The organism is Rhodoferax potami, from assembly GCF_032193805.1.
GTDB lineage: Bacteria > Pseudomonadota > Gammaproteobacteria > Burkholderiales > Burkholderiaceae_C > Allorhodoferax > Allorhodoferax potami_A.
The window spans coordinates 209,984-235,545 of record NZ_JAVBIK010000001.1; the positions used below are offsets into that span (position 1 = coordinate 209,984).

Below are 25,562 nucleotides of genomic sequence, written 5' to 3' on the forward strand. Positions count from 1 at the left end.
TCACTACAGACGCAAAAAAACCCGCCGAAGCGGGTTTTTGGGATGCGCAGGGCGAAATTAGCCCATGTGCAAGCCGCCGTTGACCGAGAAGTCAGCACCAGTAGCGTAGCCGCCTTCTTCAGACGCCAGCCACGCGATGATGGAGGCGATTTCCGAAGGTTCACCCAAACGCTTGACCGGCACGGTTGCCACGATCTTGGCCAGCACGTCTTCACGGATGGCTTTGACCATGTCGGTACCGATGTAGCCGGGGCTCACGGTGTTGACCGTCACGCCCTTAGTGGCCAGCTCCTGGGCCAGAGCCATGGAGAAACCATGCATACCGGCCTTGGCAGCCGAGTAGTTGGTCTGGCCGGCCTGGCCCTTTTCGCCGTTCACGCTGGAGATGTTGATGATGCGGCCCCAGCCTTTTTCCACCATGTCAGGCACCACTTGCTTGGTGACGTTGAACATGGAGTCGAGGTTGGTGCTCATCACCGCTTGCCAGTCTTCGCGGCTCATCTTCAGGAACATGCGGTCGCGGGTGATGCCGGCGTTGTTCACCAGCACGTCAATGCTGCCGTGCTCGGCCTTGGTCTTGCTGAAAGCTTCGACGGTGGAATCCCAATCACCCACATTGCCCACCGAAGCGTAGAAGCTGTAGCCCAGCTCTTTTTGCTCTGCCAGCCACTTGGCGTGGTCGCGTGTGGGGCCGCAACCGGCGATCACTTTGAAGCCCTCTTTGTGCAAACGCTGGCAGATGGCGGTCCCGATGCCACCCATGCCACCGGTTACATACGCTACTTTTTGACTCATTTTGTTTCCTCTTTTTAAATCAGTTTGCTATTCAATTTATAGCTACCAGCGCTTATCCTCTCTGCGCCAGTAGCCAAAAACACTTCAAATCAACGCTCGACCGCCAAGGCTACGCCCATGCCGCCGCCGATGCACAGGGATGCGACACCCTTCTTGGCGCCGCTACGCTGCATTTCGTGCAACAGAGTCACCAAGATACGGGCGCCGGACGCGCCGATGGGGTGGCCGATGGCGATGGCGCCACCGTTCACGTTGACCTTGGCCGGATCGATATCGAGCAGCTTGTTCACCGCGCAGGCTTGTGCGGCGAACGCTTCGTTCAGCTCAAACAAATCAACGTCAGCTGCCTTCCAGCCGGCACGCGCCAGCGCGCGCTGGGTCGCAGATACGGGGCCCAAGCCCATCAGGGCCGGGTCCAGACCGGTGGTACCGAAGCTGGCAATACGCGCCAGCGGTGTCAGGCCCAAGGCCGCGGCCTTCTTGGCGGTCATGACCATGACGCCGGCGGCGCCGTCATTGATGCCGGAGGCATTGCCAGCGGTGACGCTGCCTGCCTTGTCGAACGCGGGGCGCAGGCCAGCCAACGCTTCGGCATTGGTTTTCTTGTTGATGAACTCGTCAGTGTCAAACACCACAGGGTCGCCCTTGCGCTGGGGAATCACCACCGGCACGATTTCGGACTTGAATTTGCCCGCGTCTTGTGCCGCAGCTGCCTTTTGCTGGCTGCCGAGCGCCAAAGCGTCTTGCATGTCGCGGGTGATGTCGTTGGCCTTGGCCACGTTTTCGGCGGTGATGCCCATGTGGTACTGGTTGTACACGTCCCACAGACCGTCGGTGATCATCGTGTCAGCCATCTTCCACTCGCCCATGCGCTGGCCGTCACGGCTGCCCAACAGCACGTGGGGGGATGCGCTCATGTTTTCTTGGCCACCGGCAATCACGATCTCGCTGTCGCCCCAAGCCACAGCCTGAGCGGCCAACATCACGGCCTTCAGGCCGGAGCCGCAGACGGCGTTGATGGTGAGAGCGGGAGTTTCTTTCGCCAAACCGGACTTGATGCCGGCCTGGCGCGCAGGGTTCTGGCCCACGCCAGCCGCCAGCACTTGACCGAGGATGACCTCGCCCACCGCGTCCACCGGCAGCCCGCTGCGCTCGAGCAGGCTCTTGATCACAATGCTTCCCAACTCGGTCGCGGGCACTTTGGCCAAAGAGCCACCAAATTTTCCAACTGCAGTTCGGGCTGCAGCAACGATCACGATATCTTCCATCAGGTGTCTCCTTCTTGATAAATCGAAAACTCAGGCCTTCGCCTGGACATAGCGCCCTGGAGCCGCCTCTATGGCCTTGTACTTCCCTTTGCCATAGGTCTTGGGGGCAGCAATTTGCTTGCCAGCATGGCTTTTGAGCCAGTGTGACCAATCAGTCCACCAGCTACCGGCATGCTCGGTCGCCCCTTCCAGCCACTGCGCATGCGTTTTGGGCAATTTGCCGTCGGCGCGGATCCAGTGGCTGCGTTTGTTTTTGGAGGGTGGATTGATCACACCCGCAATGTGGCCGGAAGCGCCTTGCACAAAGCGCTTTTTGCCCGGTAGCAGCTGGGTGGACGCATACGCACCGCCGATCGGCACGATATGGTCTTCACGCGAGCCGTAGATGTAGACCGGAATATCGAGCGCGCTCAAGTCCAGCTTCTCGCCGCACACGGTGAGCTTGCCCGGCTTTTTGAGGTTGTTTTCCAGGTAGGTATTGCGCAAGTACCAGGCGTAATACGGGCCAGGCAGATTGGTGCTGTCGCTGTTCCAGTACAACAGGTCAAATGGCGGTGGTGTCTCGCCCTTGAGGTAGTTGCCCACCACGTAGTTCCACACCAGGTCGTTCGGGCGCAGGAAACTGAAGGTGCTGGCCAGGTCTTGGCCCTTCATCAAGCCACCCTTGCCCAGCTCGGCCTCGCGGAACTTGACCATGGCTTCGTCGATGAACACATCGAGAATCCCGGTGTCTGAAAAATCGAGGAAGGTGGTGAGGAAAGTCGCGCTGTCCACCGGCTTTTCGCCCCGTGCAGCCAACACGCCGAGCGCGGTACCCAACATGGTGCCCCCGACGCAAAAGCCCAGCGCATTGATGGTGGGCGAGCCGCTGATATCGCGGGTCACGCCAATCGCGCGGATCACCGCGTGCTCGATGTAGTCGTCCCAGGTCTTGTTGGCCAAGGTGTCATCAGGATTGCGCCAGCTCACCACAAAGGTGCGGTGGCCTTGCTCCACCGCGTAGCGGATCAGCGAGTTATCCGGCTGCAAGTCGAGGATGTAAAACTTGTTGATGCAAGGCGGCACTAGCAGGAACGGCTTTTCATAGACCTTGGCGGTGAGCGGCTTGTATTCGATGAGCTGGAACAGCTCGTTTTCGAACACCACCGCACCTTCGGTGGTCGCCACGTTTTTGCCCACTTCAAACAGACTCTCGTCTGTCATCGAGACATGGCCTTGCTGCAAGTCGTGCACCAGGTTTTTGACGCCCTTGGCAATGCTCTCGCCCTTGGTTTCAATGGCTTTTTTCTGGGCCTCGGCATTGAAAGCCAAATAGTTACTCGGGGAAGCGGCGGCCATCCACTGCTCTACCGCGAAGCGGATGCGATTTTTGGTTTTGCTATCTGTCTCGACTGCCTCGGCCAAGCCCATCATGGTGCGGGCATTGAGGAGATAAGCCGCTGCAGCGTAGGCTGCCACCGGGTTATCACCCCATGCGGGCGCCGCAAACCGGCGGTCCGGCAGGGGCGGCGTGTGGCCCATGCCCTGACTGAAGAGCTTGATGGCCTCTTCCACATAAGACTTTTGCAAGGCTTGCAAACGGTCCTGGGAAAACTTGATGTCCGGCACCGCCTCGCCCATGGCCGGAAAACCTGCCCCGGCGACACCTGTGTCCAGCCCTTTGAAGGACTCCAGCGCTTTGGCAAAGCTTTGGGTCAATGCCTGTTGGAACTGCTCGGCCGCTTGGGCCATAAAGTCAGAGGAGGGTTGCGTCACGCCATCACCTTCAAAATTAGTGGGTCTAGTCTAACGTGCAAGTATGGCAGTCTTAAGCTGCGATATCCTGACACATCCCACCCTCCGAAACCCTTATGTACATCGTCCCCATCGCTTGGATTTACGTGGCGCTCATGATGAGCGTTGCCGAGGCCACCAACACCAACGGTTCGGTGCTGGGCGCGATCTTCACCTTTGTGCTATACGGCGTGTTGCCCGTCGCCTTGATGATGTATTTCATGGGCACGCCCGCCCGCAAGCGGGCCTTGCGGGCCCAAGAGCTGGCAGAGCGCAACGCGGCCATCGCAGCCCACCAGGCCGCTGCCGGCGACAGCCCGTCACTCGAGCCAGACGCAAGCCGCGAAACGGCCGCTGACCCGGTCGCGCCGGTGGCTGAAAAACCGTGAGGGGTTGTTGACGGTGCACCACGCAGTGCTGCCGTCATTGCCAAAAATGCGGCGTACCCCGGCTACCTTCAAGCGGTAACGCGCGAGCCCCGGCAAATCGGCCCACCACTTGCCAGCCGTGTGGGCGGCAAAAAACGCAGCGGTATCCGGGTGCGCCTCTACAAAAGCCGCGCGCACCTCGTCACCGACTTCAAAAGCCGATTGACCGATGCAAGGGCCTAGCCACGCTATCACTTCAGGAGCACCCCCCGCAGCATTTACGTGGGCTAGAGGCTTAAATGACTCTAAAGTCTCTTCCAGCACGCCTTGACCGCCCTGCCCCAGCAAGCCACGCCAGCCCGCGTGAGCTGCGGCTACCCGGCTTCCATCACTGGCAGCAAAAAGCACCGGCAGGCAATCTGCCACCATGACGGTGCACACCGCACCGGGCTGGGCCGTAGTGCAGGCGTCGGCCTCGGTGCCATCGGGCGTAGAGGCATCAATCGCCACACAGGCGGTACCGTGTACCTGGTTCAAAAATACCGGCCTGCTGCTGAGACCACTAGCGAGTCGCTGCCTGTTGATAGCAACGTAAGCGGCATCGTCTGCGACATGCAAGCCCAGATTCAAGCCGGCATAGGGCCCCTGCGACACGCCACCCTGGCGCGTGGTGCACAGGGCACGCACCTGCGCGGGGACCGGCCAATCGGGAATCAGCCAGTCGGGCGCAAGCCCTTCCTGCGAGGGGGTGTTACTGCGGGGCATCAGGGCACGCCTCCGGTCTGGCTGCTTGAAAGGCAGGCAGTGCCATACAGGCATCAAAAGCTGCCATGGTGCGGGGCAAGCCGTCCAGCGACACCGCAAAGCGGCGGGCGTTGAAGATCAAAGGGATAAGACAGCAATCGGCCAATGTGGGCGAGTCGCCGAAGCAAAAAGTGGCAGGTGCGGGGCGCCCTTGTTCACGCTGCCAGGTATCAAGGCGCAGCAGCTGCTCTTCAAAACTGTCAAGGCCCTGCCGCGTCCAGTGGTGGTACCACTGATCTTTGGCGGGATCGGCAAGCCCCATGCCGTCTTTCAAAAACTTGAGTACGCGCAAATTGTTCAAGGGATGAATTTCGCAGGCAATTGCGAGAGCCAGCGCCCGCACTTTGGCTTTGGCAAGCGGACTTGCCGGCAACAAGGCAGGGGCCGGATGGGTCTCGTCCAGGTACTCCATGATGGCCAGAGACTGGGTCAGCAGCTCGCCCCCGTCGTCCAATACCGGAACCAAGCCGTCAGCATGGGTGGAGCGGTAATCGGGGCGGAGCTGTTCACCGTGGGCGAGGTGGACCGCTGCGTAGTCAAAGGGCAGGCCCTTGAGGCCCAGAGCGATGCGCACCCGGAAGGCTGCGGACGAGCGGAAATAGCTGTACAACTTCATGCCGGCGAGCATAAACCGATGCCGTTACTATTCCCGCTTACACCGATTTTTTTGGAGACCCCATGATTCTTGAGCTTGCAGATATCCGCATCCACCCCGGCCAGAACGCCGCTTTTGACGAAGCCATTGCCCGCGGTTTGCGCGACGTGATCAGCAAAGCCAAGGGTTGCCAGGGCTACAAAGTCAACAAGGGCATCGAGAGCCCGGAGCGCTATGTGCTGCAAATCTTTTGGGACACCCTGGAAGACCACACGGTGGGCTTTCGGGAAAGTGAACTGTTTACCCAGTGGCGTGGGATCGTCGGCCCGTTTTTCGCACAACCACCGGTGGTGGAACACTTTGACCTGGTGGTGAAGTCCGCCTGACCACCGAACCAGCCCAACGCTGATTTACTGGAGTTGCTGATGAGTTTTGTATTGCCACCACCTGCCATCCCCAGCATTGCGGTGACCGGAGCGGTCGGCCGCTTTGCGGTGCACCGCATCTACTGCGTGGGCCGCAACTACGAGGAACATGCTAAGGAAATGGGGCACACCGGCCGGGAGCCGCCTTTCTTTTTCATGAAGCCTGCAGACGCCGTGCTCGCGGCGGATGCCGGACAAGCGGTAGACATGCCCTACCCCGCCCTCACCTCCAACCTGCACCATGAGGTGGAGCTGGTGGTGGCCATCGGTATAGGGGGCAGCAACATCCGTGCAGCGGACGCGCATCGCCATATTTACGGCTACGCCGTGGGCTTGGACATGACCCGCCGCGACCTCCAGAACGACATGAAAAAACAAGGCCGCCCCTGGTGCATCGGCAAGGGTTTTGAGCACTCGGCACCCATCGGCCCAATCACCCCTGCTGCACAGGTGCCGGGGGTGGAGGCAGCCGACATTGCACTGACCGTCAACGGCACGGGCCGCCAACGCAGCAGCGTGGCCAAGCTGATCTGGAACATTGCTGAAACCATTGAGCAGCTGTCGGTCGCGTGGACCCTGCAGCCCGGCGACCTGATTTTTACCGGCACCCCCGAGGGTGTGGGCGCGGTGGTGCGCGGTGATGTGCTCTACGCCACGGTCGAAGGGCTGGAGCCTTTGACCGTGCGTGTGGTTTGAACCTTTTTCAGAACTTGCGCTGGTAGCGCACGCCGAGTCCCAGCTGGGGTTCGGCGTTCGCATCATGGCCGGGCTCGAGCTTCAGCAGGGCTTGAGCGGCCACGGTGCCGCCCCACACCTTGGGGCTTTGGTACGAGAGCGCCACATCCTTTTGCATGCCGCTCGGCGCCAAGTTCAGGGTCTGCTGGGCGTAACGCAGGCTGCCGTCTTCCTGGCTTTGCTCTACGGCGGTGGTGACCTGCATCTCGCCGGACATGGTGCGCAAAGGCATGGAAACGCTGAAACCCAGCTTGTCGCCGGTGCGCCACAAACTCTCACGCGCCAAACCCAAACTCCAGGCCATTTGCCGCACCGCGCTGGTTCCGTCGATCAGTGAGGCACTTTCATTGCGGAAGGCATCGGCCTGCCCCAACGTCAACATGGCCGAGGCTGACACACGGGCTGCGACCGGCTTGGATGCAGCCAAGGTGACAAAGCGTGTGCTGGCTTTGCCTTCCATGGCCCAGGCCTCGGTGCCGCTAGCGCCCAGCAGGGAGTTGTTTTCGAGGAGCTGACCCGCGGAAACAACAGTGGTTGCATCACCCCAGCGGCTTTGGTACTCCAACACCGCGACGGTGCGCTGCGTATCCGCAAAAGGTGCCGATTGCCACGGCGAGCTGTTCAAGGGATTGCCTTGGACCACGGAGCCCATGCGCAAAACATCCCCGCTAGCAAGCGTCCACGAAGTACCGGCATGAGTGGCGTTCTGCGCCAGGCTGAAATACGGCGCATTGAAGCGGCTCGCCTCGTCGGCCAGGCTCAAAGGCGCGCTGCCTGTGGCCTGCAAGCCGAAAAATGCATCGCTGCTGCCACCGGTACCGACGCCCCAGGCAAAGCCCGCACTCGATGGGCTGGAAAAGCTCATGCGGGCCAAGGTCAGGGGCGCCTGCTCTGCCGCCAATCCCAGCATGGTTTGCTCGGTAACCAAGGCGGTGTACTCCGCGCTGAATTTGGCGCCGCTGGTCGTTGTGGTCGTGGTCTTGCTGATGGGCAAAGCGGATGTCGCTGTCGACGTGCTGCTCACACTGGCGCCCACATTGACCTGAAAGGCCCGGTTGAACTTGTCGACTGCCAAGGTATTGACCGTTTTGAGCCCTGTGGCGAGCCCGCTTTTGGGCGTGGCGAGGCTGGCGCCCGCAAAACTAATCACTGCACCTGTTTTGGTACCCAGGTTGAGACCGCCAATAGGCTGCAGAGAAGCCCCGACGTTCACCAAGCCCCACCCGTACACAGCGTCCGCCTTGTTGCGAGGGAGGCACACAGCCGCTGCCACGTTATCGCTGCACAAACGGGTAGCGGATTGAAAGATGATTTGCGCTATATCTGTGGCAGGCAGGAAGTTCCAGTTACTTTTGATCAATGCCGCTTGGCCCGCCACAATCGGCGTTGCCATGGAGGTGCCCGACATATAGACGTAGCTGCTGGGCATGGCGGGCGTGGAGTAGCTGGAGGCGATGTTGACCCCGGGCGCAAACACGGTCCAGTTGGCCAAGGTGGCGTCGTAATTGCTGAAGCTGGCGCGCTTATTGTTGGCGTCGAGTGCGCCCACCGCGATGATCTGCCCCTTGGCCCAGGCTTGCTTGGCGTAAGCGGCAGGCCAGCTGCCGCTGGCGCGTCCGTCATTGCCCAAAGCGGCCGTGATCAGAACCCCCTTGTTGACGGCGTTTTGGATGTTGGACTGCATGGCAGCTGCGTTGCTACCCAAGCTGAGCGTGACGATGGGCGCCTTTTGTACATTTACCGCCCAGTCAATACCCCGGCCGATCGTCAGGCTGTCAGAGCCACCGGTGGTGAACACCTTGGCGACTACCAGCTTCGCACCGGGCGCCACGCCCTCGAGCAGGGACCCGTTCGCCAGACTTCCTGCAACCAAGCCACTTACGTGGGTGCCGTGGCCCATTTGGTCGGTCACATCGGTGCCGCCATTGAAGGCGTTGTAAGTCGCAATCACTTGACCGCGCAATTCAGGGTGACTGACTTGCACCCCGGAGTCCACAACCCCGACGACGACACCGCTGCCATTGCCGCTACCGAGCTGATTGGCATAGGGCTTGTTGACTTGATTCAAGAAGGTCTGGTAACTGCGCGCACGGGCCTCTGCCGCTGTGGGCGCTGCCTTCGCCAAGGTAGATGCGCTCAGCTTGGGTGCTGCAGCAGCAAGGGCCTCCCAGCCGCTATCGGCGTCTTCATGCACTTCCAGAACTTGGGCATAGGCTCCGGAGGCAAAGGCAGTGATCAATGCCGCAAAAAGGGGGGAAGGCTGAAACATGGTGCGATTCCTTGTTAACAAACACACAAGGGCTACGCAGTCCAATCATGAGCGCTGGCAAACAGCCCCATGAACCGGCAACCCCGCTGGCATGGCACTCTGAAAAAGTGCGACAGCCCGGTGGCTTTGCGTCCCGACCTTTCGACCGGTTTGCCCAAAAAACTCAACAGATATGCCGAGTCGGCCGCAATCATATCTCAAATTGTTATTTATGTGTTATTCGACTCAATCAGTGCAATGCAAGCTTGCGACACTTGCATTACAGTGAAGCACTGTTTATCCCGACTCAACGTCACTTCCATCAGGGTTTCATGCAGCGCGCTCCCCTCAAACATTGCAAAGAATGCGGTACCGCAGTGGTCTACCGCGTGCCGGATGACGGCGACACCAAGCCTCGTGCGGTGTGCCCTGCCTGCCACACCATCCACTACGAAAACCCCCTCAACGTGGTGGGCACAGTCCCGTATTGGGGGGATCAAGTGTTGCTTTGCAAACGCAACATCGAGCCACGCTTTGGCAAGTGGACATTGCCAGCCGGCTTTATGGAGCTCAACGAGACTACCGCGGAAGGTGCTGCCCGCGAAACCGTGGAAGAAGCAGGCGCCCAGTTTGAACTTGAAGGCCTGTTCAGCCTGCTCAATGTGGCGCGCGTGGGGCAAGTGCACTTGTTTTACCGGGCCCGGCTGACCAGCGATCAATTTGAGCCAGGAACCGAAACCATAGAAGCCAAACTCTTCCGCGAGGACGAAATCCCTTGGGATGAAATTGCATTCCGCACCGTCAAAGAGACGCTGGACTGCTATTTCGCGGACCGCAAGGCGGGCCACTACGGCATCCACACCCTCGACATCACGTGATGCCGGCCATGCTCCCTAGCTATGTGGTCCTCGACCTTGAGACCACCGGCGGGAATGCCGTCAACGACCGCATCACCGAAATAGCCGCGGTGCGAATCGACAACGGGGTTGAAACTGCGCGCTGGTCAAGTCTGGTGAACCCGGGCGTCCGGATCCCGCCTTTTATCCAGAGCCTCACCGGCATTACTGATGCGATGGTGGAGGATGCCCCCACCTTCGAGCAGCTGGCCAAGCCGCTGCTTGCCTTGTTGGAGGGCGCCGTCTTCGTGGCCCACAACGTGCGCTTTGACCATGGGTTCGTTCTGAACGAATTGGCACGGCTAGACATCGCTCTAAAGGTCAAAACCCTGTGCACCGTGCGCTTGTCGCGGCGCTTGTACCCGCAGCACAAGGGCCATGGGCTCGACGCCATCTTGCAACGCCACGGCTTGCACACCCAGGCACGACACCGGGCCATGGGCGATGTGGACGTGGTTTTGGCTTGGCTGGATGTGGCAAACCGCGAGTTAGGCGCGGAGGCCTTGGCACGCGAGGCGCAAGGACTCTTGCAAGGGAGTGCCGCCGTACCGCCCATGCTGGAAACACCGGTGTCTGACATTCCAGATACACCGGGTGTGTATCTCTTTTACGGCGAAAGCAGCATCCCGCTCTATGTGGGCAAAAGTGTGACGATGCGCAGCCGGGTGATGTCGCACTTTCAGGCGTCTACCAAGGTTGCACGCGAGATGCGTATCCTGCAAGAAATCCGGCGCGTCGAATGGCGCGAGACAGCCGGTGAACTCGGGGCCCTGTTGCTGGAGTCGCGCCTCGTGAAAGAGCTGCAACCCATCCACAACCGGCTGCTGCGGCGCGAGAAACAACTCACCGCCTGGAAACTTCACGACGACCCCGCCACCCGCCCCCTTGTGCAACTGGTGCGGCTCGATGAGGTAGACCCGTCTGACATGGGCCAGCTCTACGGGGCTTACCGCTCCAAACGCCAGGCGATGGAGGCGCTGCGCAGCCTTGCCGATATGCACCAGTTCTGCCCGCTGGTGCTCGGGCTGGAGTCCGGGAAAGGCGCTTGTTTTGCCAGCCAGATTGGGCGTTGCAAAGGGGTGTGCGCCGGGCGGGAGCCAGCGCCACTGCACCGAGCGCGCCTGCAAATAGCGTTGGCCGAGCATCGCTTGCAATCGTGGCCCCACGCCGGACGCATGGGTATCCGCGAGCACAACCCCATCACCGGCCGCACAGATATTCATGTGTTTGACCAATGGTGCCATGTTGCCACTGTCCATAACGAGGCGGAACTGCAAGAGGCTATTGCCCAGCGGCAGGTGCTGGCCTTTGACCTCGACACCTATCGCCTGCTGGTGAAGCGTCTCACGGGCACAGGACTGCGTTCGCGCGAGGTTTTGCACTTGGGAGGACACCCTGTCTCAGCCGCCTAGCCCTGTGCGCGCACAGATCGCCCATGCGCTCCTCGAACTCGTCGTGCAAGTGCCTGAGAGCACTGAGCAGGCAGGTGCCGACGCCGCACTGCGCGTGCATGCCATCTCACGCAAGGCCGCGCGACAGGCCAGCATGGTGGCGGCTGGCCTGTCGCTACCGCCGGGTTGGATGGGTTGGCTGACCGTGCTTCCGGAAATGATCAGTGTCTGGAAGATCCAGGCGCAAATGGTTGCTGACATTGCAGCCCTTCACGGCCAGCAGAGCCGACTGGGCAAAGAACAAATGCTGTATTGCTTGTTCAAACATGTATCGGCCCAGCTATTCCGCGACTATGCCGTGCGTGCAGGTGAGCGTGTAGTAGTCCGTTCTAGCACGATGAAGGCACTGGAAGCGCTGGCCCTGCAGATCAGCGGCAAGCTCTTGGGCACTGCGCTGCGCAAAGGCGCCTCGCGCTGGGTTCCATTGGTGGGTGCCGTCGGTGTGGGGGCGTATGCGTACTACGACACCCTACAGGTAGCAAAAAATGCGCACCATCTCTTTCAAACTAAGGGTCCAACTGGCGGGTAGATTTATATCAAATCTGCCCTGAGCCCACCAAGTAACTGCGCAGACTGCTATTTATTTGATAGCAAATCAAATCCGGTCACAATAGCCCCCTTTTAGCCCGCCCTCGCTTTCGCTCTCATGGCCAAACTTTTCTTCCGCTACTCGGCCATGAACGCCGGCAAATCCACCTCCTTGTTGCAGATTGCGTACAACTACGAAGAGCAAGGCCAGCAGGTAGCCTTGTTCACCGCACAGATTGACGACCGTTGCGGCGTTGGAAGCATTGCTTCGCGCCTCGGTATTCAGCGGGCTGCGGAAACCTTTGATGAACATACCGATTTTGAAACGCTGCTGACGCAGCGCCGCGGTTTGGCCTGTGTGTTGATTGACGAGTCTCAGTTTCTCCAACCGGATCAGGTGCGCCAACTGCACCGGGTTGCCCACATGGCCAATATCCCGACGATTTGTTTTGGCCTGCGTTCAGACTTCCAGGGTAAGCCATTCCCCGGCTCTGCCCATTTGCTCACGTTGGCCGATGACATTGAGGAGATCAAGACCATCTGCGCATGCGGCCGCAAAGCCACCATGAATGTGCGTGTGGACGATAACGGCCAAAGAGTCCGTGAGGGTGAACAGGTCGTGATCGGTGGAAACGACCGCTACCACCAAGCGTGCGCGCGTTGCTTTTATGAGGGTGCCGCTACCTGATACGCCCAAAGGCTTAGGGCCTTTGTAATACTGGGCTCCTGCAGAATCAGACAGGCAAGAAAAAAGCCGTTAAGCATTACTGCTTAACGGCTTTATCTTATTTTGGTCGGTGTGAAAGGATTCGAACCTTCGACCCCTTGCACCCCATGCTACCCCTTGTATTTCCAGCAAGGTACAGCGCAATCTCAGAAATTGAAAATAATCATTAAAAATCAATGAGTTACAGACTAGCAGCATTTTGTTGTAGTCCAAAGCAATCCAGCAAGTTACACTCTGAGCCACCCTAACGGTGGGGGCAATGGTGGGGGCAATTTGACATGGCATTGATCACAACCAAGGCGCTGGAAGCGCTGCGCGGCATGGACGACGGCAAGCGTTTGCCGGATGGCGGGTCCATGTTTGGCATGGTGCGCGCCACGCCCGATACAAAGAACCCGGTAAGTGTGGATTTTCAGTGGCGGTACAAGCTGAACGGCAAAACCCGGCAGGTGCGCATTGGCTCCTGGCCCAAGATGTCGCTCAAAGCGCTGCGCGACGAGCGCGACCGGCTGGCCGTGGAAGTGAAGTCGGGGACCGACCCCGTGCAGCGCAAGGCCACCGAAAAGCTCAAGATCGAAGTCGACCAGGTGGAGGCCCACAACAAGCAGCTTGACCGGCTGGAAGTGATCGCCCAGCAGCAGGCCCGTTTGACCGTGCGGCAACTTTTCAAGCTCTGGCGTGACTTGGCTTTGAAGCAGCGCGGCGACGGCGGTGCCGAGGCGCAGCGCGCCTTTGAGCGCGACGTTTTCCCGCTGATTGGCGACCTGGCTGTGGCGGATGTGAAAAAGGCGCACGTTCAGAACATCGTGGACACCATGATGGCGCGCGACGTGGTGCGCATGACCAAGCGCGTGCTGTCCGACCTGCGGCAGATGTTTGGCTTTGCGCTGGACCGCGACTATGTGGAAGCCGATCCGACGGCGCGAATCAAGAAAGCCAAGATTGGCCCCGATGGCGAGCGCGACCGTGTGCTGGGCGAGGCGGAATTGATCGACCTATTGAAGAAGCTGCCTCGTTCGGGCATGGCCGAAACATCGCAATGCGCCCTGCTGATTCAAATGGCCACCATCACCCGCATTGGCGAAACGGTGGGCGCGCGCTGGGAGCATGTGGATTTTGAACGCCGTTTGTGGGTGCTGCCTGAAACCAAAAACGGCAAGTCGCACCAGGTTTGGCTGAGTGACTTTGCGTTGCGCCAGTTTGAGCGCCTGCACGCTATCACGGGTGAAACGCCGTGGTGCTTTCCGGGAAGCCGTTACGACCCTGCGATTGAAAAGACCAATTTGCCACTGGATACCAAAACCGTCACCAAGCAGGTGGCCGACCGCCAGCGCGAACCGGGTGGGCAGATTGCGGGCCGCACCAAGCAGATCGACGCGCTGAAACTGGGCGGGGGCCAATGGCGACCGCACGACCTGCGCCGCACGGGCGCGAGCGCCATGGCCGAGCTGGGCGCGCTGCCCGATGTGATCGAGAAGTGCCTGAACCACACTGAAGAAAACAAGATGAAGCGCATTTACCAACGTGCCACCTATGAAGGCCCCATGCGGGATGCGTGGCGGCTGTGGGGTGAACGGCTGGACTTGTTGACCAACAAACCGGCCAATGTGGTGACGCTACGGGCGGCCTGATGCAATTTTCCGCCATTCCAGTTAAACTAAGTGCTACATCCTTGGACTCCATTGGACATTAACGGGACAAACCATGCACACATCCACACTCCGCGCCGCTGGTGGCTCCATCGCTGTGACCATTCCGCAGTCGCTGGCCAAGTCCACCGGCTTGCACCCTGGCGACAAGGTCAGTTTTGAATTTGACGCCGGGCGTTTGATCATTTCGCCGATCAGCCGTCGCAAGTACAGCTTGCAAGAGCTATTGGCTATGCAGGGCGACGAGCCGCTGGTGATTGACAAGGCGTGGGACAACATGCCCGCCGTCGGCCAAGAGGTTCCTGTTTGAGCCGCCGGATTTGGCAGCGTGGCGATATTGTGGTCGCCAGTTTCGACCCCACGCTGGGCCAAGAGCAACAAGGCCGCAGGCCCGGCATCGTGGTGACGCACGCCGACTTGAACCGGCTGGGCATGATTGGCGTGTGCCCCATCACGCAAGGTGGCATGGGCGCACGCAATGCGGGTTTGTCTGTCAGCCTCATGGGCACCGGCACGCAAACGCAGGGCGTGGTTTTGGTTCACCAGTTCAGGATGATTGACCCGTCGCAGCGCGGATTGACCCTGATTGAGCAAGCGCCAGACGATTTGGTGGAAGAAGTGCGCGCGCGGGTGGCCGCCATGCTCGATTGAACACAAAACCCGACATAGCGCGCACGTTATCCACAATTACGTTGTTTTGTTGCATGTTGGATGTGTGCGTGCTATAAACGCCGTGCTTGGACTACTGGATATAAACCCATTCGGGTTTATCGGTAGCCAAATGCAAGGCCCAAATGATCGTACTCAAAGCGACTCAAGACAAAGTTTTAGCGGTTCTTCAATCCGTTTCTGGCATCGTTGAACGACGCCACACCCTCCCAATTCTTGCAAACGTAATCGCCCGTCGCGGAGGCACCTCGATCTCTGACGGGTTTCCAGAAAGTGGTGGTGGCGGTGCCAGCGCCGCAATCACAGTCATAGGTGTTGACGCCGACGCAGCCGGGGCAGATGCCACCGGGGCCGGTCCAGACGTTGCAGCAAGTGATGACGACGAAGGCGGCGAAGGCGATGGCGACCCCGACCGACAAAGCAGAAAGGCACTCAGAACCAGAAACCCCAAGGTAGGCGCTGACCAGCGCAGTTCATTCACCCGCAAACGCCGAGATGGCGCTGTAAACCAAATGACCTCAAACCCTCGCGCAGATGCGCAACCCAATGCCACCACCCCCACGGCTGGCGCTCTCCCCTCTCCCCAAAATCCTGACATTGCCTTGTGGCGCTTGCCCACGGTGCTGGCACACGTCCCGGTTAGCCGATCCCATTGGTGGGCAGGCGTGGCCGAAGGCCGCTACCCAGCGCCCGTGAAGCTGTCAAAACGCTGCGTCGCCTGGCGCAGCGCCGACATTCGCGCCCTGATTGCTTCTTTCTAAACGAGGTGCAGCATGAAAAGCACCTTGAACGGCACAACGCCGGGAAAAAGCACGTCGGTACGCACGTCGGTTTCAATCGCAGCGGGAGATCAACATGCCGTTTGACCGCACCCTGCTACCCGACCCGGTTACCTACTTTGAGAACCAGGGCCTGACCCTCAAAGGCCCACGGTCTGCCAAGTGGAAAACCACCACCTGCAACTTTCATGGCGGCTCGGATTCCATGCGTGTCAACGTAGCCACCGGCGCATGGGTGTGCATGAGTTGCGGCGAGAAAGGCGGCGACGTGCTGGCCTATGAGATCAAGGACGGTGGCCGCGAGTTTGTGGATGCTGCCAAAGCCTTGGGCTGCTGGGCGGACGATGGCCGCCCGCAGGTTCTAACCAAGCCCACGCCACTCAGCCCACGCCTGGCGCTGTCGGTGATGGCGTTTGAATCAACGCTTGCGGCGGTAGCTGCGGGCAATGTGGCCAACGGTGTGATGCTGACCGACGCCGACCGGGCACGCCTGATGGTGGCGGCCAATCGCATCAACCGACTGGTGGAGGCTTTCGCATGAACCCGCACGACTATGAACACTTTGCAGCCGGTCTGGACGACGACTTGGGTATTGCAGTCGCTATCAATTCAGTAGCTGCTCCCGCACGTTCTACGGGGGCTACAGGCCAATTTGGCACTGAACCATTGCCAAAAAGCACGGTGGTGCTGACTTGCGGGGCCGACCTGACGCCTGAGCCCGTGCAATGGCTGTGGCCCGACTGGCTGGCGCTGGGCAAGTTCCACCTATTGGCGGGAGCCCCTGGGCAGGGCAAAACCACCATCGCAATGGGCATGGCCGCCACTGTCACCATTGGCGGGCGCTGGCCAGACGGGTCACGCTGCGCAGCAGGCAATGTGCTGATCTGGAGCGGCGAGGACCACTACACCGACACGCTGCTGCCCCGCCTGATTGCAGCGGGGGCAGACCGAAGCCGAGTCTTCTTTGTGGACGGCACGCGCACGGGCGACGCGGTCAGGCCGTTTGACCCATCCACCGACACGCGCACCTTGAAGGAAGCTATCCAACAAATCGGCAGCGTGCGCCTAATCGTGATTGACCCGGTATCGACCGCCGTGGCGGGTGACAGCCACAAAAACACTGAGGTGCGCCGTGGGCTGCAACCCTTGGTTGATTTGGCGACCACCATCAACGCGGCGTTGCTGGGCATCACCCACCTGTCCAAAGGTGGCCAAGGCAGTGACCCGGCGCAGCGGGTAATTGGCAGCATTGCGTTTACCGCCGTGGCGCGCGTGGTGCTGGTGGCGGCACGGGTCAAGGGCGAGGATGGCGCAGACAAGCGCATTCTGGCGCGCAGCAAATCCAATATCGGGCCGGACAATGGCGGGTTTGAATACCACCTGGCGCAGGTGGAAGCGCTGCCCGGTATTGATGCAAGCCGTATCGAATGGGGCCAAGCGGTAGAAGGCTCTGCCCGCGACCTGCTGACCGACCCAGCAGAGGGCGACGACGGCACCGACCACGCCGACGCGGTGGGCCTGCTGAAAGCAGAACTGACGGCTGACTGCTGGACCCCGGTTGCAGTTGCGTCCAAACCACTGAAAGACGCCGGATTCAACAAGAAGCAAATTTGGAATGCGTCCAAGAAACTCAATGTCGTTCGCAAAAAAGGCGGCATGGGTGGCGGCTGGTACTTGCGCTTGCCCGGCGGTAGCGACATGGCGTTGCCCAGCGAAGATTCCAAATCACCCGAAGGTTCCGAAGATTCCCCGTCTGAAAAACTGGAACCTTTGGAATCTTCGGAGATTGTTCATGCTGCAAATGAACTGGTCGAGGTGGAACTGTGAGCGCGCAAGCACTGATCCGGCAAGCGCAAGCGTCAGGCATAGCTCTACGACTGGTGGGCGACAAGGTCAAGGCCAGCGGCCCGCGCGAGGCAGTGACGCGCTTGCTCGTGCCCCTGCGGGAGCACCGGGAAGCATTGGTCGATGCGTTGCAATCCGAGCCGGTGGAGCCACTACACAGCGCACCGGTAAAGGCAGCGACCGAACCCGCCGACTGGCACGCGCTGGACGCGGCCTATCTGGCCCACCACTTCAACTGCCCCACTTGCATCGCCGCCGGGCGTGGCAGCCGGTACGGACAACGCTGTGGTGCTGGCATGGCGCTGTGGCGGGCATATTCGGCAGCCTGACCCACTTTGCCCGTTTGAAAAGGCGGGCAATTTCCCAAATGATTTCGGAAAATAAAGGCGGCAAAAACATGGGTGGATTCAACAGTGGCAGGAGTGGCGGAAAGCGCACCACGGGCGATATGTGTGCGCTGGACATTCGCAGGCTGGCGCGTGATGGCTTGCTGGCGCGTGGTACGGCATTTTTGTGGACATGGTCACGCGGCGACGAAAAGGTGGGCTCGATTCAGGTCTGGCCTGTGGAGCGCGACCGTGTTCGCCTGACCTACCGCACGCGCGACTACGGCGCGGACGAATGGAAAGACATGGACTACTCGGTGCGAGTGGTCTGGACTGACTGCGCTCTGGGCGGGCAGCGCGCGTGGTGGCAATGCCCTGCTGTGCGGTGCGGGCGGCGTGTGGCGGTGCTGTACGGGGGTGGCGTGTATGCCTGCCGACATTGCCATAACCTGGCCTATCGCACCCAGCGTGAACAGGCCTATGACCGCGCAAGCAGCCGGGCAGACCGCATCCGCAAGCGGTTGGGGTGGGAACCTGGCATTTTGAATGGCGACGGTGGCAAGCCTAAGGGGATGCACTGGCGCACGTTTGAGCGCTTGCATGCGGCCCATGAAGCGCATGTGAACCAGTCATTGGCGGGCATAGCAGCGCGGTTTGGGTTTCTCGCCCAGCGCTGACAAATATCTATCATTTGTCCAGCAAATGACGTTGCCGTTCAATTGGGCAAAATTACCTGTTGGCAGTGCGATACTCTCAACGAGATTCTGATGGGCGGAGTATCGCTGCGCGTTGGCAATAGATGGCAATCGCAGCCTCATGAGCAAAAGAACAAGGGGGAAGCGTGAAATCTTCAATTCGCGAGAGCAAGCGTAGGGTGTTGATGCTGACTGTGATGCGACGAGCCGCCCCTTCAACGACATACCAGGGGCTTTAATGGACGCCAAAGAAAAGAAAGAACTCAGCGAATCTGACATCAAGGCCAAATTCATTACCCCTGCAATCATCAAAGCAGGCTGGGATGAAATAGCCCATATTCGTCGCGAAGTTACGCTCACACCTGGTCCAGTCGTTGTGCGAGGCAACTTATCTTCTCGGAATAAGAAAAAGAAGAAGTTTGCCGACTACGTCCTGCAGAAGGAAAAAGGCGTTCCTATCGCCGTAATTGAGGCAAAGGACAACAACTGCACGATCAGCCATGGCCTTCAACAAGCATTGGGATACGCTGACATCCTTGATGTTCCATGTGCATTCAGTTCAAACGGCGACGGCTTTGCCAGCCATAACAAAGCTGCAGCAGCGGGCGAGGACACGGAAACTGAGTTCGCCATGGACGCGTTTCCATCACCAGATTTGCTTTGGCAGCGGTACAAACAATTCAGAGGCATCTCGGATGCAAACGAGGAGCTGGTTACCGAGCCGTATTTCGACGCAGGTGGCGGCAAGGAGCCGCGTTACTACCAGGCAGAAGCCATAAATCGAGTTATGGAAAGAGTCGCCCAGGGGCAAAAACGTTTGCTGCTGGTGATGGCAACCGGTACTGGCAAGACTTACACAACCTTCCAGATCATCTATCGCCTCTGGAAGGCCAAAAAAGTCAAACGCATCCTCTTCTTGGTAGACCGCAATATTTTGGTCGATCAGACCTTAGTCAACGACTTCAAGCCCTTTGGCTCGGTCATGACCAAGATCAAAAATCGAAAAATCGATCCAGCCTACGAGGTCTACCTTGGCTTGTATCAAGCACTAACCGGCCCCGACGAAGAAGACAAGATTTTCAGGGCCGTCAAAAGGGACTTTTTTGACCTTATCGTGATTGATGAGTGTCATCGCGGCAGCGCCAAAGAGGACTCGGCGTGGAGGGAAATCCTTGAATATTTTGAAGGCGCAATCCAGCTTGGCTTGACTGCCACACCCAAGGAAACCAAGTACGCCTCAAACATCACTTACTTTGGCGAGTCGATCTACACCTACTCTTTGAAGCAAGGTATCCAAGATGGATTTCTTGCACCCTACAAAGTGGTGCGCATCAATATCGACAAAGACCTCGAAGGTTGGACGCCGCCAGCAGGCATGACGGACGACCTTGGCAACGAAATTGAGCAACGCGAATTCAACCAGGTCGATATGGACCGCAAGTTGGTACTGAATAAGCGCACAAAGCTCGTGGCAGAACGGGTAATGAAACTGCTCAATGCCACCGATCCGTTTCAAAAGACCATCATCTTTTGTGAGGACATCGATCACGCCGAGCGCATGCGCAAGGCCATCGTCAATGCTTCCGGGCCGCTAGCCAAAGAAAACAGCAAGTATGTGATGCGCATTACAGGCGACAGCATCGAAGGCAAAGCGGAGCTAGACAACTTCATTGACCCGGAAAGTCGCTATCCCGTCATTGCCACCACATCAGAGTTGTTGACAACCGGCGTGGATGCCAAGACCTGCAAACTCATCGTGCTCGACAAGAGCATCAATTCTATGACTACGTTCAAGCAGATCGTAGGTCGTGGCACGCGCATTGATGAGCCGCACAACAAGTATTTCTTCACCATCATGGACTTTAAAAAAGCCACTGAGCTTTTCAAAGATCCGGAATTTGATGGTGAGCCTGTGGTCATCTACGAACCCGACGGCGACGACGACCCCGTACCACCAGACCCAGAACCGGGTGAAGACGACGCTGGGGATTACGAGGACGACGGCCAAACCGTCAAGAAATTTCATGTCAGTGGTGTGGAAGTACGCATCCTTTCGGAGCGAGTGGAATACATCGGCGAGGACGGTCAAATGGTCACGGAGAGTTACCGCGACTACAGCCGCAAGAACATCCGCAAGGAATTTGCCTCGCTGGATGACTTCTTGCAGAAGTGGAGCAGCACGAAGAAGAAGGCCGCCATCATTGAAGAGCTGGCCGAATACGGGATTGAGTTGCCAAAGCTTGCCCAAGAAGTGGGTAAAGATTATGGTGACTTTGACCTGATCTGCCACATCGCCTTCGACCAACCCCCTTTGACACGCAGCGAGCGCGCTAACAACGTGAAGAAGCGCAACTACTTCGCGCAGTATGGCGAGCAAGTCCGGGCCGTACTGGAAGCCCTGCTCGACAAATACGCCGACGAAGGCGTCACCAGCATTGAAAACAACAACGTGCTGAAGCTGGACCCATTCAGAACACTGGGCACACCGGTCGAAATCATCAATGGTGTTTTCGGTGGCAAGGCGAAATACGAACAAGCCGTAACGGAACTTGAAGACGAGCTCTTCAAAAAAGCAAGTTAAACCAATCAGGAAATTAGATGAGCAATGTCAGCGGAGTTATTAAGTCCATTCAGGACCTCATGCGCAAGGATGTCGGCGTTGACGGCGATGCCCAGCGCATCAGCCAACTGGTGTGGATGTTTTTTCTAAAAATTTACGATGACCGCGAAGCAGAAATCGAGCTACTGGAAGACAACTACAAGTCGCCATTGCCAGAACACCTGCGTTGGCGCAATTGGGCATCTGACCCGGAAGGCATAACTGGCGACGCACTCAATGACTTTGTTAACTTGCAACTGTTTCCAACGCTAAAAGCCAAGCTGATGGTTAGCGGCGAAGCTGGCAAGCGAGCACTGGTGATTCGCAACGTGTTCGAAGATGCCTACAACTACATGAAGTCAGGCACCCTGATGCGGCAGGTGATCAACAAGATTTGTGAGATCAACTTCAACAACACCGAGGACCGCCACACCTTTGGCAGCATCTACGAGCAAATTCTCAAAGACCTGCAAAGCGCTGGCAATGCCGGTGAGTTCTACACACCACGCGCTGTGACCAAGTTCATCGTAGACCGGGTGGACCCGAAACTAGAAGAAAGCGTGCTGGACCCAGCCTGTGGCACTGGCGGATTTCTGTCCTGCACCATTGACCACAAGCGCGTCAACTATGTGAAGAATGCCGATGACGAAGCCGCGTTGGTAGCCAGCATCCACGGCGTGGAGAAAAAATCGCTCCCCCACATGCTGTGCACTACCAACATGATCTTGCATGGCATTGATACGCCCACGCAGATAGAGCACGACAACATGCTGAGTCGCCGTGCGTACAAAGATTATGGGGACGCCGACCGGGTGAACGTGATTATCACTAACCCGCCCTTTGGTGGAATGGAAGAAGACGGTGTCGAAAACCAGTTCCCTGCCACGTTGCGCACTCGTGAAACCGCCGATCTATTTATGGCGTTGGTGGTGAAGCTATTGAAAAACCATGGTCGCGCCGCTGTGGTCTTGCCAGATGGTTTTCTGTTTGGCGAGGGTATGAAGACCCGCCTGAAAGAAATGTTGCTCAAGCAGTGCCACCTGCACACCATCGTTCGCCTGCCCAATGGGGTTTTCAACCCTTACACAGGGATCAAAACCAACATTCTGTTCTTTACAAAGAAACCAGAAAGCGAATGGCCTGCCACTAGAGAAGTCTGGTTCTACGAGCACCCCTACCCCGAAGGCATCACCAGCTACAACAAGACCCGCCCCATGCAGGTCGAAGAATTCGCCACCGAATGCGCCTGGTGGGGAAGCGAGGCAGATGGCTTTGCCGCTCGCGTCGAGACCCCGCAAGCCTGGAAGATGAGCCTCGAAGCCTTGACCGAGCGCAATTACAACCTCGACGTCAAGAACCCCCACATCGGTGAACAGATCAACCACGACCCTGAAGAGCTGCTCACACAGTATCAGGGTCAGCAACAAAACATCCAGACCCTGCGCGATCAGCTCAAGACCATCCTCGCAGCGGCCCTGAGCGGAGCACGCTGAGTATGACCGCCGATCAACTCATCACCGAACACATCGACCTGTGGACAGCCGCCATCAAGCGCAGATCCACCGCTGGCCGGGGCTCGTCCCGCAAAATTGAGCTGTATGGCATCAAGAAACTGCGTGAGCTGATTCTGGAATTGGCGGTGCGTGGCTTGCTGGTGCCGCAAGATCCGAAGGACGAGCCCGCCAGCGAACTGCTCAAGAAGATCGCCACCGAGAGGGCGAGGCTGGTAAAGGAGGGGAAGATTAAGCAGGACAAATCTTTGTCTTCGACGAGCGTCGGAAGAGCCCTACCTTACATCCCAACAGGTTGGGCTTGTGAGCGTTTTGGCAATTTTGCAGTTATCGAACGCGGCGGATCGCCAAGACCTATCCAGTCCTATCTGACTGATCAACCAGATGGACTCAATTGGATAAAAATTGGCGATACAGATATCGGGGGCAAGTACATCATCGCCACGAGAGAAAAGATCACTAAGGAGGGTCTGAGTAAAACAAGGATGGTATACCCCGGTGATTTTCTATTGACTAATTCGATGAGTTTTGGTCGTCCTTACATTACGAAAATTGAAGGATGCATTCACGACGGATGGCTTCGAATCAGCCCTTCGGAGTATCTAAACAAAGACTTTTTGTATCTCCTACTTTCATCCCCATACATTGCCAAGGCTTTCACTGATGCTGCGGCAGGTGCTGTTGTTCAAAACTTAAACTCAGAAAAAGTCAGAGAAGTTTTGATCTTGCTACCTCCTCTGGCCGAGCAACACCGCATCGTCGCCAAAGTCGATGAGCTGATGGCGCTGTGCGACCAGCTTGAGCAACAGACGTACGCCAGCCTCAGCGCCCATCAGACGCTGGTGGAAACTTTGTTGAACGCGCTCACCGGTGCGGCCGATCACGCGCAGTTCGCCAGCGCCTGGCAGCGCATCGCCGAACACTTCGACACCCTCTTCACCACCGAAGAAAGCATTGACCAGCTCAAGCAAACCCTCCTGCAACTCGCCGTAATGGGCAAGCTCGTCCCCCAAGACCCCAAGGATGAACACGCTAGCGAACCCCTCAAAAGGATCGCTGCCGAGAAGGCGAAGCTGGTGAAAGAAGGGAGGATCAAGGCGGGCAAATTGCTTTCACCAATCGCTAAAGAAGAAACTCCGTTTGCTATGCCCAGTGGATGGGCAGTTGCTCGTTTGGCTAACGTTATCAATGTGCTTAACGGACGTGCTTACAGTAAGCATGAGATGCTTTCAGAAGGGACGCCAATCCTGCGTGTCGGGAATTTGTTCACGTCTAACGAGTGGTACTTTTCCGATCTCGAGCTAGAGCCAGAAAAGTACATTGATGACGGAGATTTGATTTTTGCGTGGTCTGCCTCATTCGGTCCATTCATTTGGCAAGGCGGTAAGGTCATCTACCATTACCACATTTGGAAGATGGATTTTTTCAGCAAGGCCGAGGTAGATAAGTACTTCTTCAGGCATTACTTGCAAGCCATATCGGCAGCAATCAAAGAATCTGGCAACGGAATTGCCATGATCCACATGACGAAAGAGCGGATGGAAAGGCTGGTACTGCCCATTCCACCGCTAGCAGAACAACACCGTATCGTCGCCAAACTTGACGAACTAATGGTGCTGTGCGACCAGCTCAAATCCCGCCTGAGTGATGCGCAAACCACGCAACTGCATCTGGCCGAGGCCCTGGCCGAGCAGGCGCTGGTGGAGGCCTGAGCATGAATGCGCGGGCTGAATCCTGGTGTCAGGCCGATGGTCACGCCGACTTTGAACTGTTTGAAGACTTCAATGCCTGGATTGATCAGGGCGAAGTAAATCTGGATCTACCTCTGCTGCTCAAGCTTGGCTCGGTCGGCCTTTCCCAACCCAGCAAAGCCTTTTTCGCTGGCGACCGGGAGGCTTACGAGCAAGCGTTGAGCGCCTATCGCATCGACCGACGCCAAGAGGTGCTAAGCCGCGCGCAGTTGATCGAGGCTTTCGGTGAAGAAGATGGCAACCATTGGTTTGAACGCAATGAACAGCGTTTCAGCCAATTGCTTGAGCGTCTGGCAGAGAAGATGGTGGTGCCATTCATCGGCGCGGGTATTTCAGTTGATGGGGGCTTCCCCACCTGGGCCAATCATTTGCGACAACAAGGGCGCACGGCGGGCATCCCAAAGGAACAGATTGAAACCTGGCTGGCCGCTGGCGAATATGAGCAGTTCATTGAACACATAGAGCAGAAGAATGGACGCGACGCTTTCGCCCAAGAAATCCGCGACGTATTTGGCAAGCTCGGTAGCATCCAAGGCATCACGCTGATCATTTCCGAACTATTCAAAGACACGCTGATCACCACGAACTACGACCGACTGCTGGAACAGGTTTACGACACGGGCGCGGATTCGCGGGTACAGGTGATCAACGGTGTGACAGCCATGGAAGTGCCACTGGCCGACAAAGTGACGATCATCAAGATGCACGGCGATTTCAAAAACCCGGCAAGGTGCATTTTGGGCAAGGCGCAATACGATCAGGCCTACGGCGAGGCGCAGCTAGATATGGATCGCCCTATCCCGAAGATGCTGCGCTATCACTACAGTAACAACAGCCTTTTGTTCGTTGGTTGTAGCTTGAAAAGTGACAGGACACTGCAGGTCTTTCAAGCCACCAAGGAGCAGGCGGGCGACAAACTGTTCCCTCAACATTTCGCCATCGAGCAAGCGCCGGATCAGCTTGAGGAACTTGTGGAACGCAACGGGGAACTGGCGAGTCTGGGTATCACGGCCATTTGGTATCCCAAGGGCCAGCACAATCAAGTCGAGGCGATCCTCCGCCATGCAAGGAATGAACTGAACCACAGCCGTAGATGAACCACGTTGCGAATTCCTTGGAACTCTG

25 protein-coding genes, 1 pseudogene and 1 riboswitch are annotated in these 25,562 nt (G+C 58.0%); of the genes and pseudogenes, 20 read left to right on the plus strand and 6 right to left on the minus strand.

The features are described 5' to 3' along the window. Positions 1-57: 57 nt before the first annotated feature. From phbB to RAE19_RS00985, 3 genes are all read right to left on the minus strand, one after another. The gene (phbB, locus tag RAE19_RS00975; protein WP_313873162.1) at positions 58-795 is read right to left on the minus strand and encodes an acetoacetyl-CoA reductase; all 738 of its coding nucleotides are present in this window, start codon (positions 793-795) and stop codon (positions 58-60) included. A gap of 89 nt (positions 796-884) precedes the next feature. Then, positions 885-2,063, minus strand: a complete 1,179-nt coding sequence (locus RAE19_RS00980; RefSeq protein WP_313873163.1) for an acetyl-CoA C-acetyltransferase — start codon at positions 2,061-2,063, stop codon at positions 885-887. A 30-nt stretch (positions 2,064-2,093) separates the two neighbouring features. Beyond that, a complete protein-coding gene (locus RAE19_RS00985; RefSeq protein WP_313876149.1) occupies positions 2,094-3,794 on the minus strand; it encodes a PHA/PHB synthase family protein in 1,701 nt (566 codons plus the stop codon). Between the two features lie 119 nt (positions 3,795-3,913). On the opposite strand from RAE19_RS00985, the gene RAE19_RS00990 reads away from it, so the two are divergent. After that, entirely contained in the window at positions 3,914-4,225 is a 312-nt protein-coding gene (locus tag RAE19_RS00990) for a hypothetical protein (RefSeq protein WP_313873164.1), read from the plus strand. Here RAE19_RS00990 and pgeF read toward each other — a convergent pair. Then, positions 4,157-4,969: a peptidoglycan editing factor PgeF gene (gene pgeF, locus RAE19_RS00995; protein ID WP_313873165.1), complete on the minus strand. Its 813-nt coding sequence runs from the start codon at positions 4,967-4,969 to the stop codon at positions 4,157-4,159. The two genes, RAE19_RS00990 and pgeF, sit on opposite strands and share 69 nt — an antisense overlap. Next, positions 4,956-5,624, minus strand: coding sequence for a maleylacetoacetate isomerase (gene maiA, locus RAE19_RS01000; protein WP_313873166.1), 669 nt, complete (start codon positions 5,622-5,624; stop codon positions 4,956-4,958). The genes pgeF and maiA overlap by 14 nt, the downstream gene beginning before the upstream one ends. 62 nt (positions 5,625-5,686) lie before the next feature. Here maiA and RAE19_RS01005 point away from each other — a divergent pair, with 62 nt between their 5' ends. Next, the gene (locus RAE19_RS01005) at positions 5,687-5,989 is read left to right on the plus strand and encodes an antibiotic biosynthesis monooxygenase family protein (protein WP_313873167.1); all 303 of its coding nucleotides are present in this window, start codon (positions 5,687-5,689) and stop codon (positions 5,987-5,989) included. Between the two features lie 39 nt (positions 5,990-6,028). Further along, the gene (locus RAE19_RS01010; RefSeq protein WP_313873168.1) at positions 6,029-6,724 is read left to right on the plus strand and encodes a fumarylacetoacetate hydrolase family protein; all 696 of its coding nucleotides are present in this window, start codon (positions 6,029-6,031) and stop codon (positions 6,722-6,724) included. A 7-nt stretch (positions 6,725-6,731) separates the two neighbouring features. On the opposite strand, the gene RAE19_RS01015 is transcribed toward RAE19_RS01010, so the two are convergent. Then, positions 6,732-9,032, minus strand: coding sequence for a S8 family peptidase (locus RAE19_RS01015; protein WP_313873169.1), 2,301 nt, complete (start codon positions 9,030-9,032; stop codon positions 6,732-6,734). A 73-nt stretch (positions 9,033-9,105) separates the two neighbouring features. Further along, a riboswitch (cyclic di-GMP riboswitch) is annotated at positions 9,106-9,197 on the minus strand. A gap of 146 nt (positions 9,198-9,343) precedes the next feature. Here RAE19_RS01015 and RAE19_RS01020 point away from each other — a divergent pair. From RAE19_RS01020 to RAE19_RS01100, 17 genes and pseudogenes are all read left to right on the plus strand, one after another. Then, entirely contained in the window at positions 9,344-9,889 is a 546-nt protein-coding gene (locus RAE19_RS01020; RefSeq protein ID WP_313873170.1) for an NUDIX hydrolase, read from the plus strand. Then, entirely contained in the window at positions 9,889-11,319 is a 1,431-nt protein-coding gene (locus tag RAE19_RS01025; RefSeq protein WP_313873171.1) for an exonuclease domain-containing protein, read from the plus strand. Before RAE19_RS01020 ends, RAE19_RS01025 begins: the two co-directional genes overlap by 1 nt. Before the next feature lie 4 nt (positions 11,320-11,323). Beyond that, complete coding sequence (locus tag RAE19_RS01030; RefSeq protein ID WP_313873172.1) at positions 11,324-11,887, plus strand: hypothetical protein; 564 nt, start codon at positions 11,324-11,326, stop codon at positions 11,885-11,887. Positions 11,888-12,004: 117 nt separating this feature from the next. Then, a complete protein-coding gene (locus tag RAE19_RS01035) occupies positions 12,005-12,574 on the plus strand; it encodes a thymidine kinase (RefSeq protein ID WP_313873173.1) in 570 nt (189 codons plus the stop codon). Positions 12,575-12,891: 317 nt separating this feature from the next. Then, the gene (locus tag RAE19_RS01040; RefSeq protein WP_313873174.1) at positions 12,892-14,244 is read left to right on the plus strand and encodes a tyrosine-type recombinase/integrase; all 1,353 of its coding nucleotides are present in this window, start codon (positions 12,892-12,894) and stop codon (positions 14,242-14,244) included. A gap of 73 nt (positions 14,245-14,317) precedes the next feature. Next, on the plus strand, positions 14,318-14,572 hold the full coding sequence (locus RAE19_RS01045; RefSeq protein ID WP_313873175.1) for an AbrB/MazE/SpoVT family DNA-binding domain-containing protein: 255 nt from the start codon (positions 14,318-14,320) through the stop codon (positions 14,570-14,572). Beyond that, positions 14,569-14,913: a type II toxin-antitoxin system PemK/MazF family toxin gene (locus tag RAE19_RS01050; protein WP_313873176.1), complete on the plus strand. Its 345-nt coding sequence runs from the start codon at positions 14,569-14,571 to the stop codon at positions 14,911-14,913. The genes RAE19_RS01045 and RAE19_RS01050 overlap by 4 nt, the downstream gene beginning before the upstream one ends. A gap of 143 nt (positions 14,914-15,056) precedes the next feature. Next, positions 15,057-15,185, plus strand: a pseudogene (locus tag RAE19_RS01055) (DNA polymerase III subunit beta); the annotation flags it as partial. A 258-nt stretch (positions 15,186-15,443) separates the two neighbouring features. Then, complete coding sequence (locus RAE19_RS01060; protein ID WP_313876150.1) at positions 15,444-15,692, plus strand: helix-turn-helix transcriptional regulator; 249 nt, start codon at positions 15,444-15,446, stop codon at positions 15,690-15,692. 94 nt (positions 15,693-15,786) lie between these two features. Beyond that, positions 15,787-16,251, plus strand: coding sequence for a CHC2 zinc finger domain-containing protein (locus RAE19_RS01065; RefSeq protein WP_313873177.1), 465 nt, complete (start codon positions 15,787-15,789; stop codon positions 16,249-16,251). After that, entirely contained in the window at positions 16,248-17,537 is a 1,290-nt protein-coding gene (locus RAE19_RS01070; RefSeq protein ID WP_313873178.1) for an AAA family ATPase, read from the plus strand. The genes RAE19_RS01065 and RAE19_RS01070 overlap by 4 nt, the downstream gene beginning before the upstream one ends. Beyond that, positions 17,534-17,884, plus strand: a complete 351-nt coding sequence (locus tag RAE19_RS01075) for a hypothetical protein (RefSeq protein ID WP_313873179.1) — start codon at positions 17,534-17,536, stop codon at positions 17,882-17,884. The genes RAE19_RS01070 and RAE19_RS01075 overlap by 4 nt, the downstream gene beginning before the upstream one ends. A 38-nt stretch (positions 17,885-17,922) precedes the next feature. Next, positions 17,923-18,558: a hypothetical protein gene (locus RAE19_RS01080; protein WP_313873180.1), complete on the plus strand. Its 636-nt coding sequence runs from the start codon at positions 17,923-17,925 to the stop codon at positions 18,556-18,558. Between the two features lie 256 nt (positions 18,559-18,814). Further along, positions 18,815-21,157, plus strand: coding sequence for an EcoAI/FtnUII family type I restriction enzme subunit R (gene hsdR / locus RAE19_RS01085; protein ID WP_313873181.1), 2,343 nt, complete (start codon positions 18,815-18,817; stop codon positions 21,155-21,157). A gap of 17 nt (positions 21,158-21,174) precedes the next feature. Continuing rightward, a complete protein-coding gene (locus RAE19_RS01090; protein WP_313873182.1) occupies positions 21,175-22,668 on the plus strand; it encodes a type I restriction-modification system subunit M in 1,494 nt (497 codons plus the stop codon). A 2-nt stretch (positions 22,669-22,670) separates the two neighbouring features. Continuing rightward, positions 22,671-24,398 (plus strand): restriction endonuclease subunit S, encoded by a 1,728-nt coding sequence (locus tag RAE19_RS01095; RefSeq protein ID WP_313873183.1) that lies wholly within the window; start codon positions 22,671-22,673, stop codon positions 24,396-24,398. Between the two features lie 2 nt (positions 24,399-24,400). Continuing rightward, positions 24,401-25,534, plus strand: a complete 1,134-nt coding sequence (locus tag RAE19_RS01100; protein WP_313873184.1) for an SIR2 family NAD-dependent protein deacylase — start codon at positions 24,401-24,403, stop codon at positions 25,532-25,534. The last annotated feature ends 28 nt before the right edge of the window (positions 25,535-25,562 follow it).

Excerpts from the sequence above, each read along its gene's own strand:
- phbB (WP_313873162.1), bottom strand. The coding sequence starts at position 795 with ATGAGTCAAAAAGTAGCGTATGTAACCGGTGGCATGGGTGGCATCGGG.
- RAE19_RS00980 (WP_313873163.1), bottom strand. The coding sequence starts at position 2,063 with ATGGAAGATATCGTGATCGTTGCTGCAGCCCGAACTGCAGTTGGAAAA.
- RAE19_RS00985 (WP_313876149.1), bottom strand. The coding sequence starts at position 3,794 with ATGGCCCAAGCGGCCGAGCAGTTCCAACAGGCATTGACCCAAAGCTTT.
- RAE19_RS00990 (WP_313873164.1), top strand. The coding sequence starts at position 3,914 with ATGTACATCGTCCCCATCGCTTGGATTTACGTGGCGCTCATGATGAGC.
- pgeF (WP_313873165.1), bottom strand. The coding sequence starts at position 4,969 with ATGCCCCGCAGTAACACCCCCTCGCAGGAAGGGCTTGCGCCCGACTGG.
- maiA (WP_313873166.1), bottom strand. The coding sequence starts at position 5,624 with ATGAAGTTGTACAGCTATTTCCGCTCGTCCGCAGCCTTCCGGGTGCGC.
- RAE19_RS01005 (WP_313873167.1), top strand. The coding sequence starts at position 5,687 with ATGATTCTTGAGCTTGCAGATATCCGCATCCACCCCGGCCAGAACGCC.
- RAE19_RS01010 (WP_313873168.1), top strand. The coding sequence starts at position 6,029 with ATGAGTTTTGTATTGCCACCACCTGCCATCCCCAGCATTGCGGTGACC.
- RAE19_RS01015 (WP_313873169.1), bottom strand. The coding sequence starts at position 9,032 with ATGTTTCAGCCTTCCCCCCTTTTTGCGGCATTGATCACTGCCTTTGCC.
- RAE19_RS01020 (WP_313873170.1), top strand. The coding sequence starts at position 9,344 with ATGCAGCGCGCTCCCCTCAAACATTGCAAAGAATGCGGTACCGCAGTG.
- RAE19_RS01025 (WP_313873171.1), top strand. The coding sequence starts at position 9,889 with ATGCCGGCCATGCTCCCTAGCTATGTGGTCCTCGACCTTGAGACCACC.
- RAE19_RS01035 (WP_313873173.1), top strand. The coding sequence starts at position 12,005 with ATGGCCAAACTTTTCTTCCGCTACTCGGCCATGAACGCCGGCAAATCC.
- RAE19_RS01040 (WP_313873174.1), top strand. The coding sequence starts at position 12,892 with ATGGCATTGATCACAACCAAGGCGCTGGAAGCGCTGCGCGGCATGGAC.
- RAE19_RS01045 (WP_313873175.1), top strand. The coding sequence starts at position 14,318 with ATGCACACATCCACACTCCGCGCCGCTGGTGGCTCCATCGCTGTGACC.
- RAE19_RS01060 (WP_313876150.1), top strand. The coding sequence starts at position 15,444 with ATGACCTCAAACCCTCGCGCAGATGCGCAACCCAATGCCACCACCCCC.
- RAE19_RS01065 (WP_313873177.1), top strand. The coding sequence starts at position 15,787 with ATGCCGTTTGACCGCACCCTGCTACCCGACCCGGTTACCTACTTTGAG.
- RAE19_RS01070 (WP_313873178.1), top strand. The coding sequence starts at position 16,248 with ATGAACCCGCACGACTATGAACACTTTGCAGCCGGTCTGGACGACGAC.
- RAE19_RS01080 (WP_313873180.1), top strand. The coding sequence starts at position 17,923 with ATGATTTCGGAAAATAAAGGCGGCAAAAACATGGGTGGATTCAACAGT.
- hsdR (WP_313873181.1), top strand. The coding sequence starts at position 18,815 with ATGGACGCCAAAGAAAAGAAAGAACTCAGCGAATCTGACATCAAGGCC.
- RAE19_RS01090 (WP_313873182.1), top strand. The coding sequence starts at position 21,175 with ATGAGCAATGTCAGCGGAGTTATTAAGTCCATTCAGGACCTCATGCGC.
- RAE19_RS01095 (WP_313873183.1), top strand. The coding sequence starts at position 22,671 with ATGACCGCCGATCAACTCATCACCGAACACATCGACCTGTGGACAGCC.
- RAE19_RS01100 (WP_313873184.1), top strand. The coding sequence starts at position 24,401 with ATGAATGCGCGGGCTGAATCCTGGTGTCAGGCCGATGGTCACGCCGAC.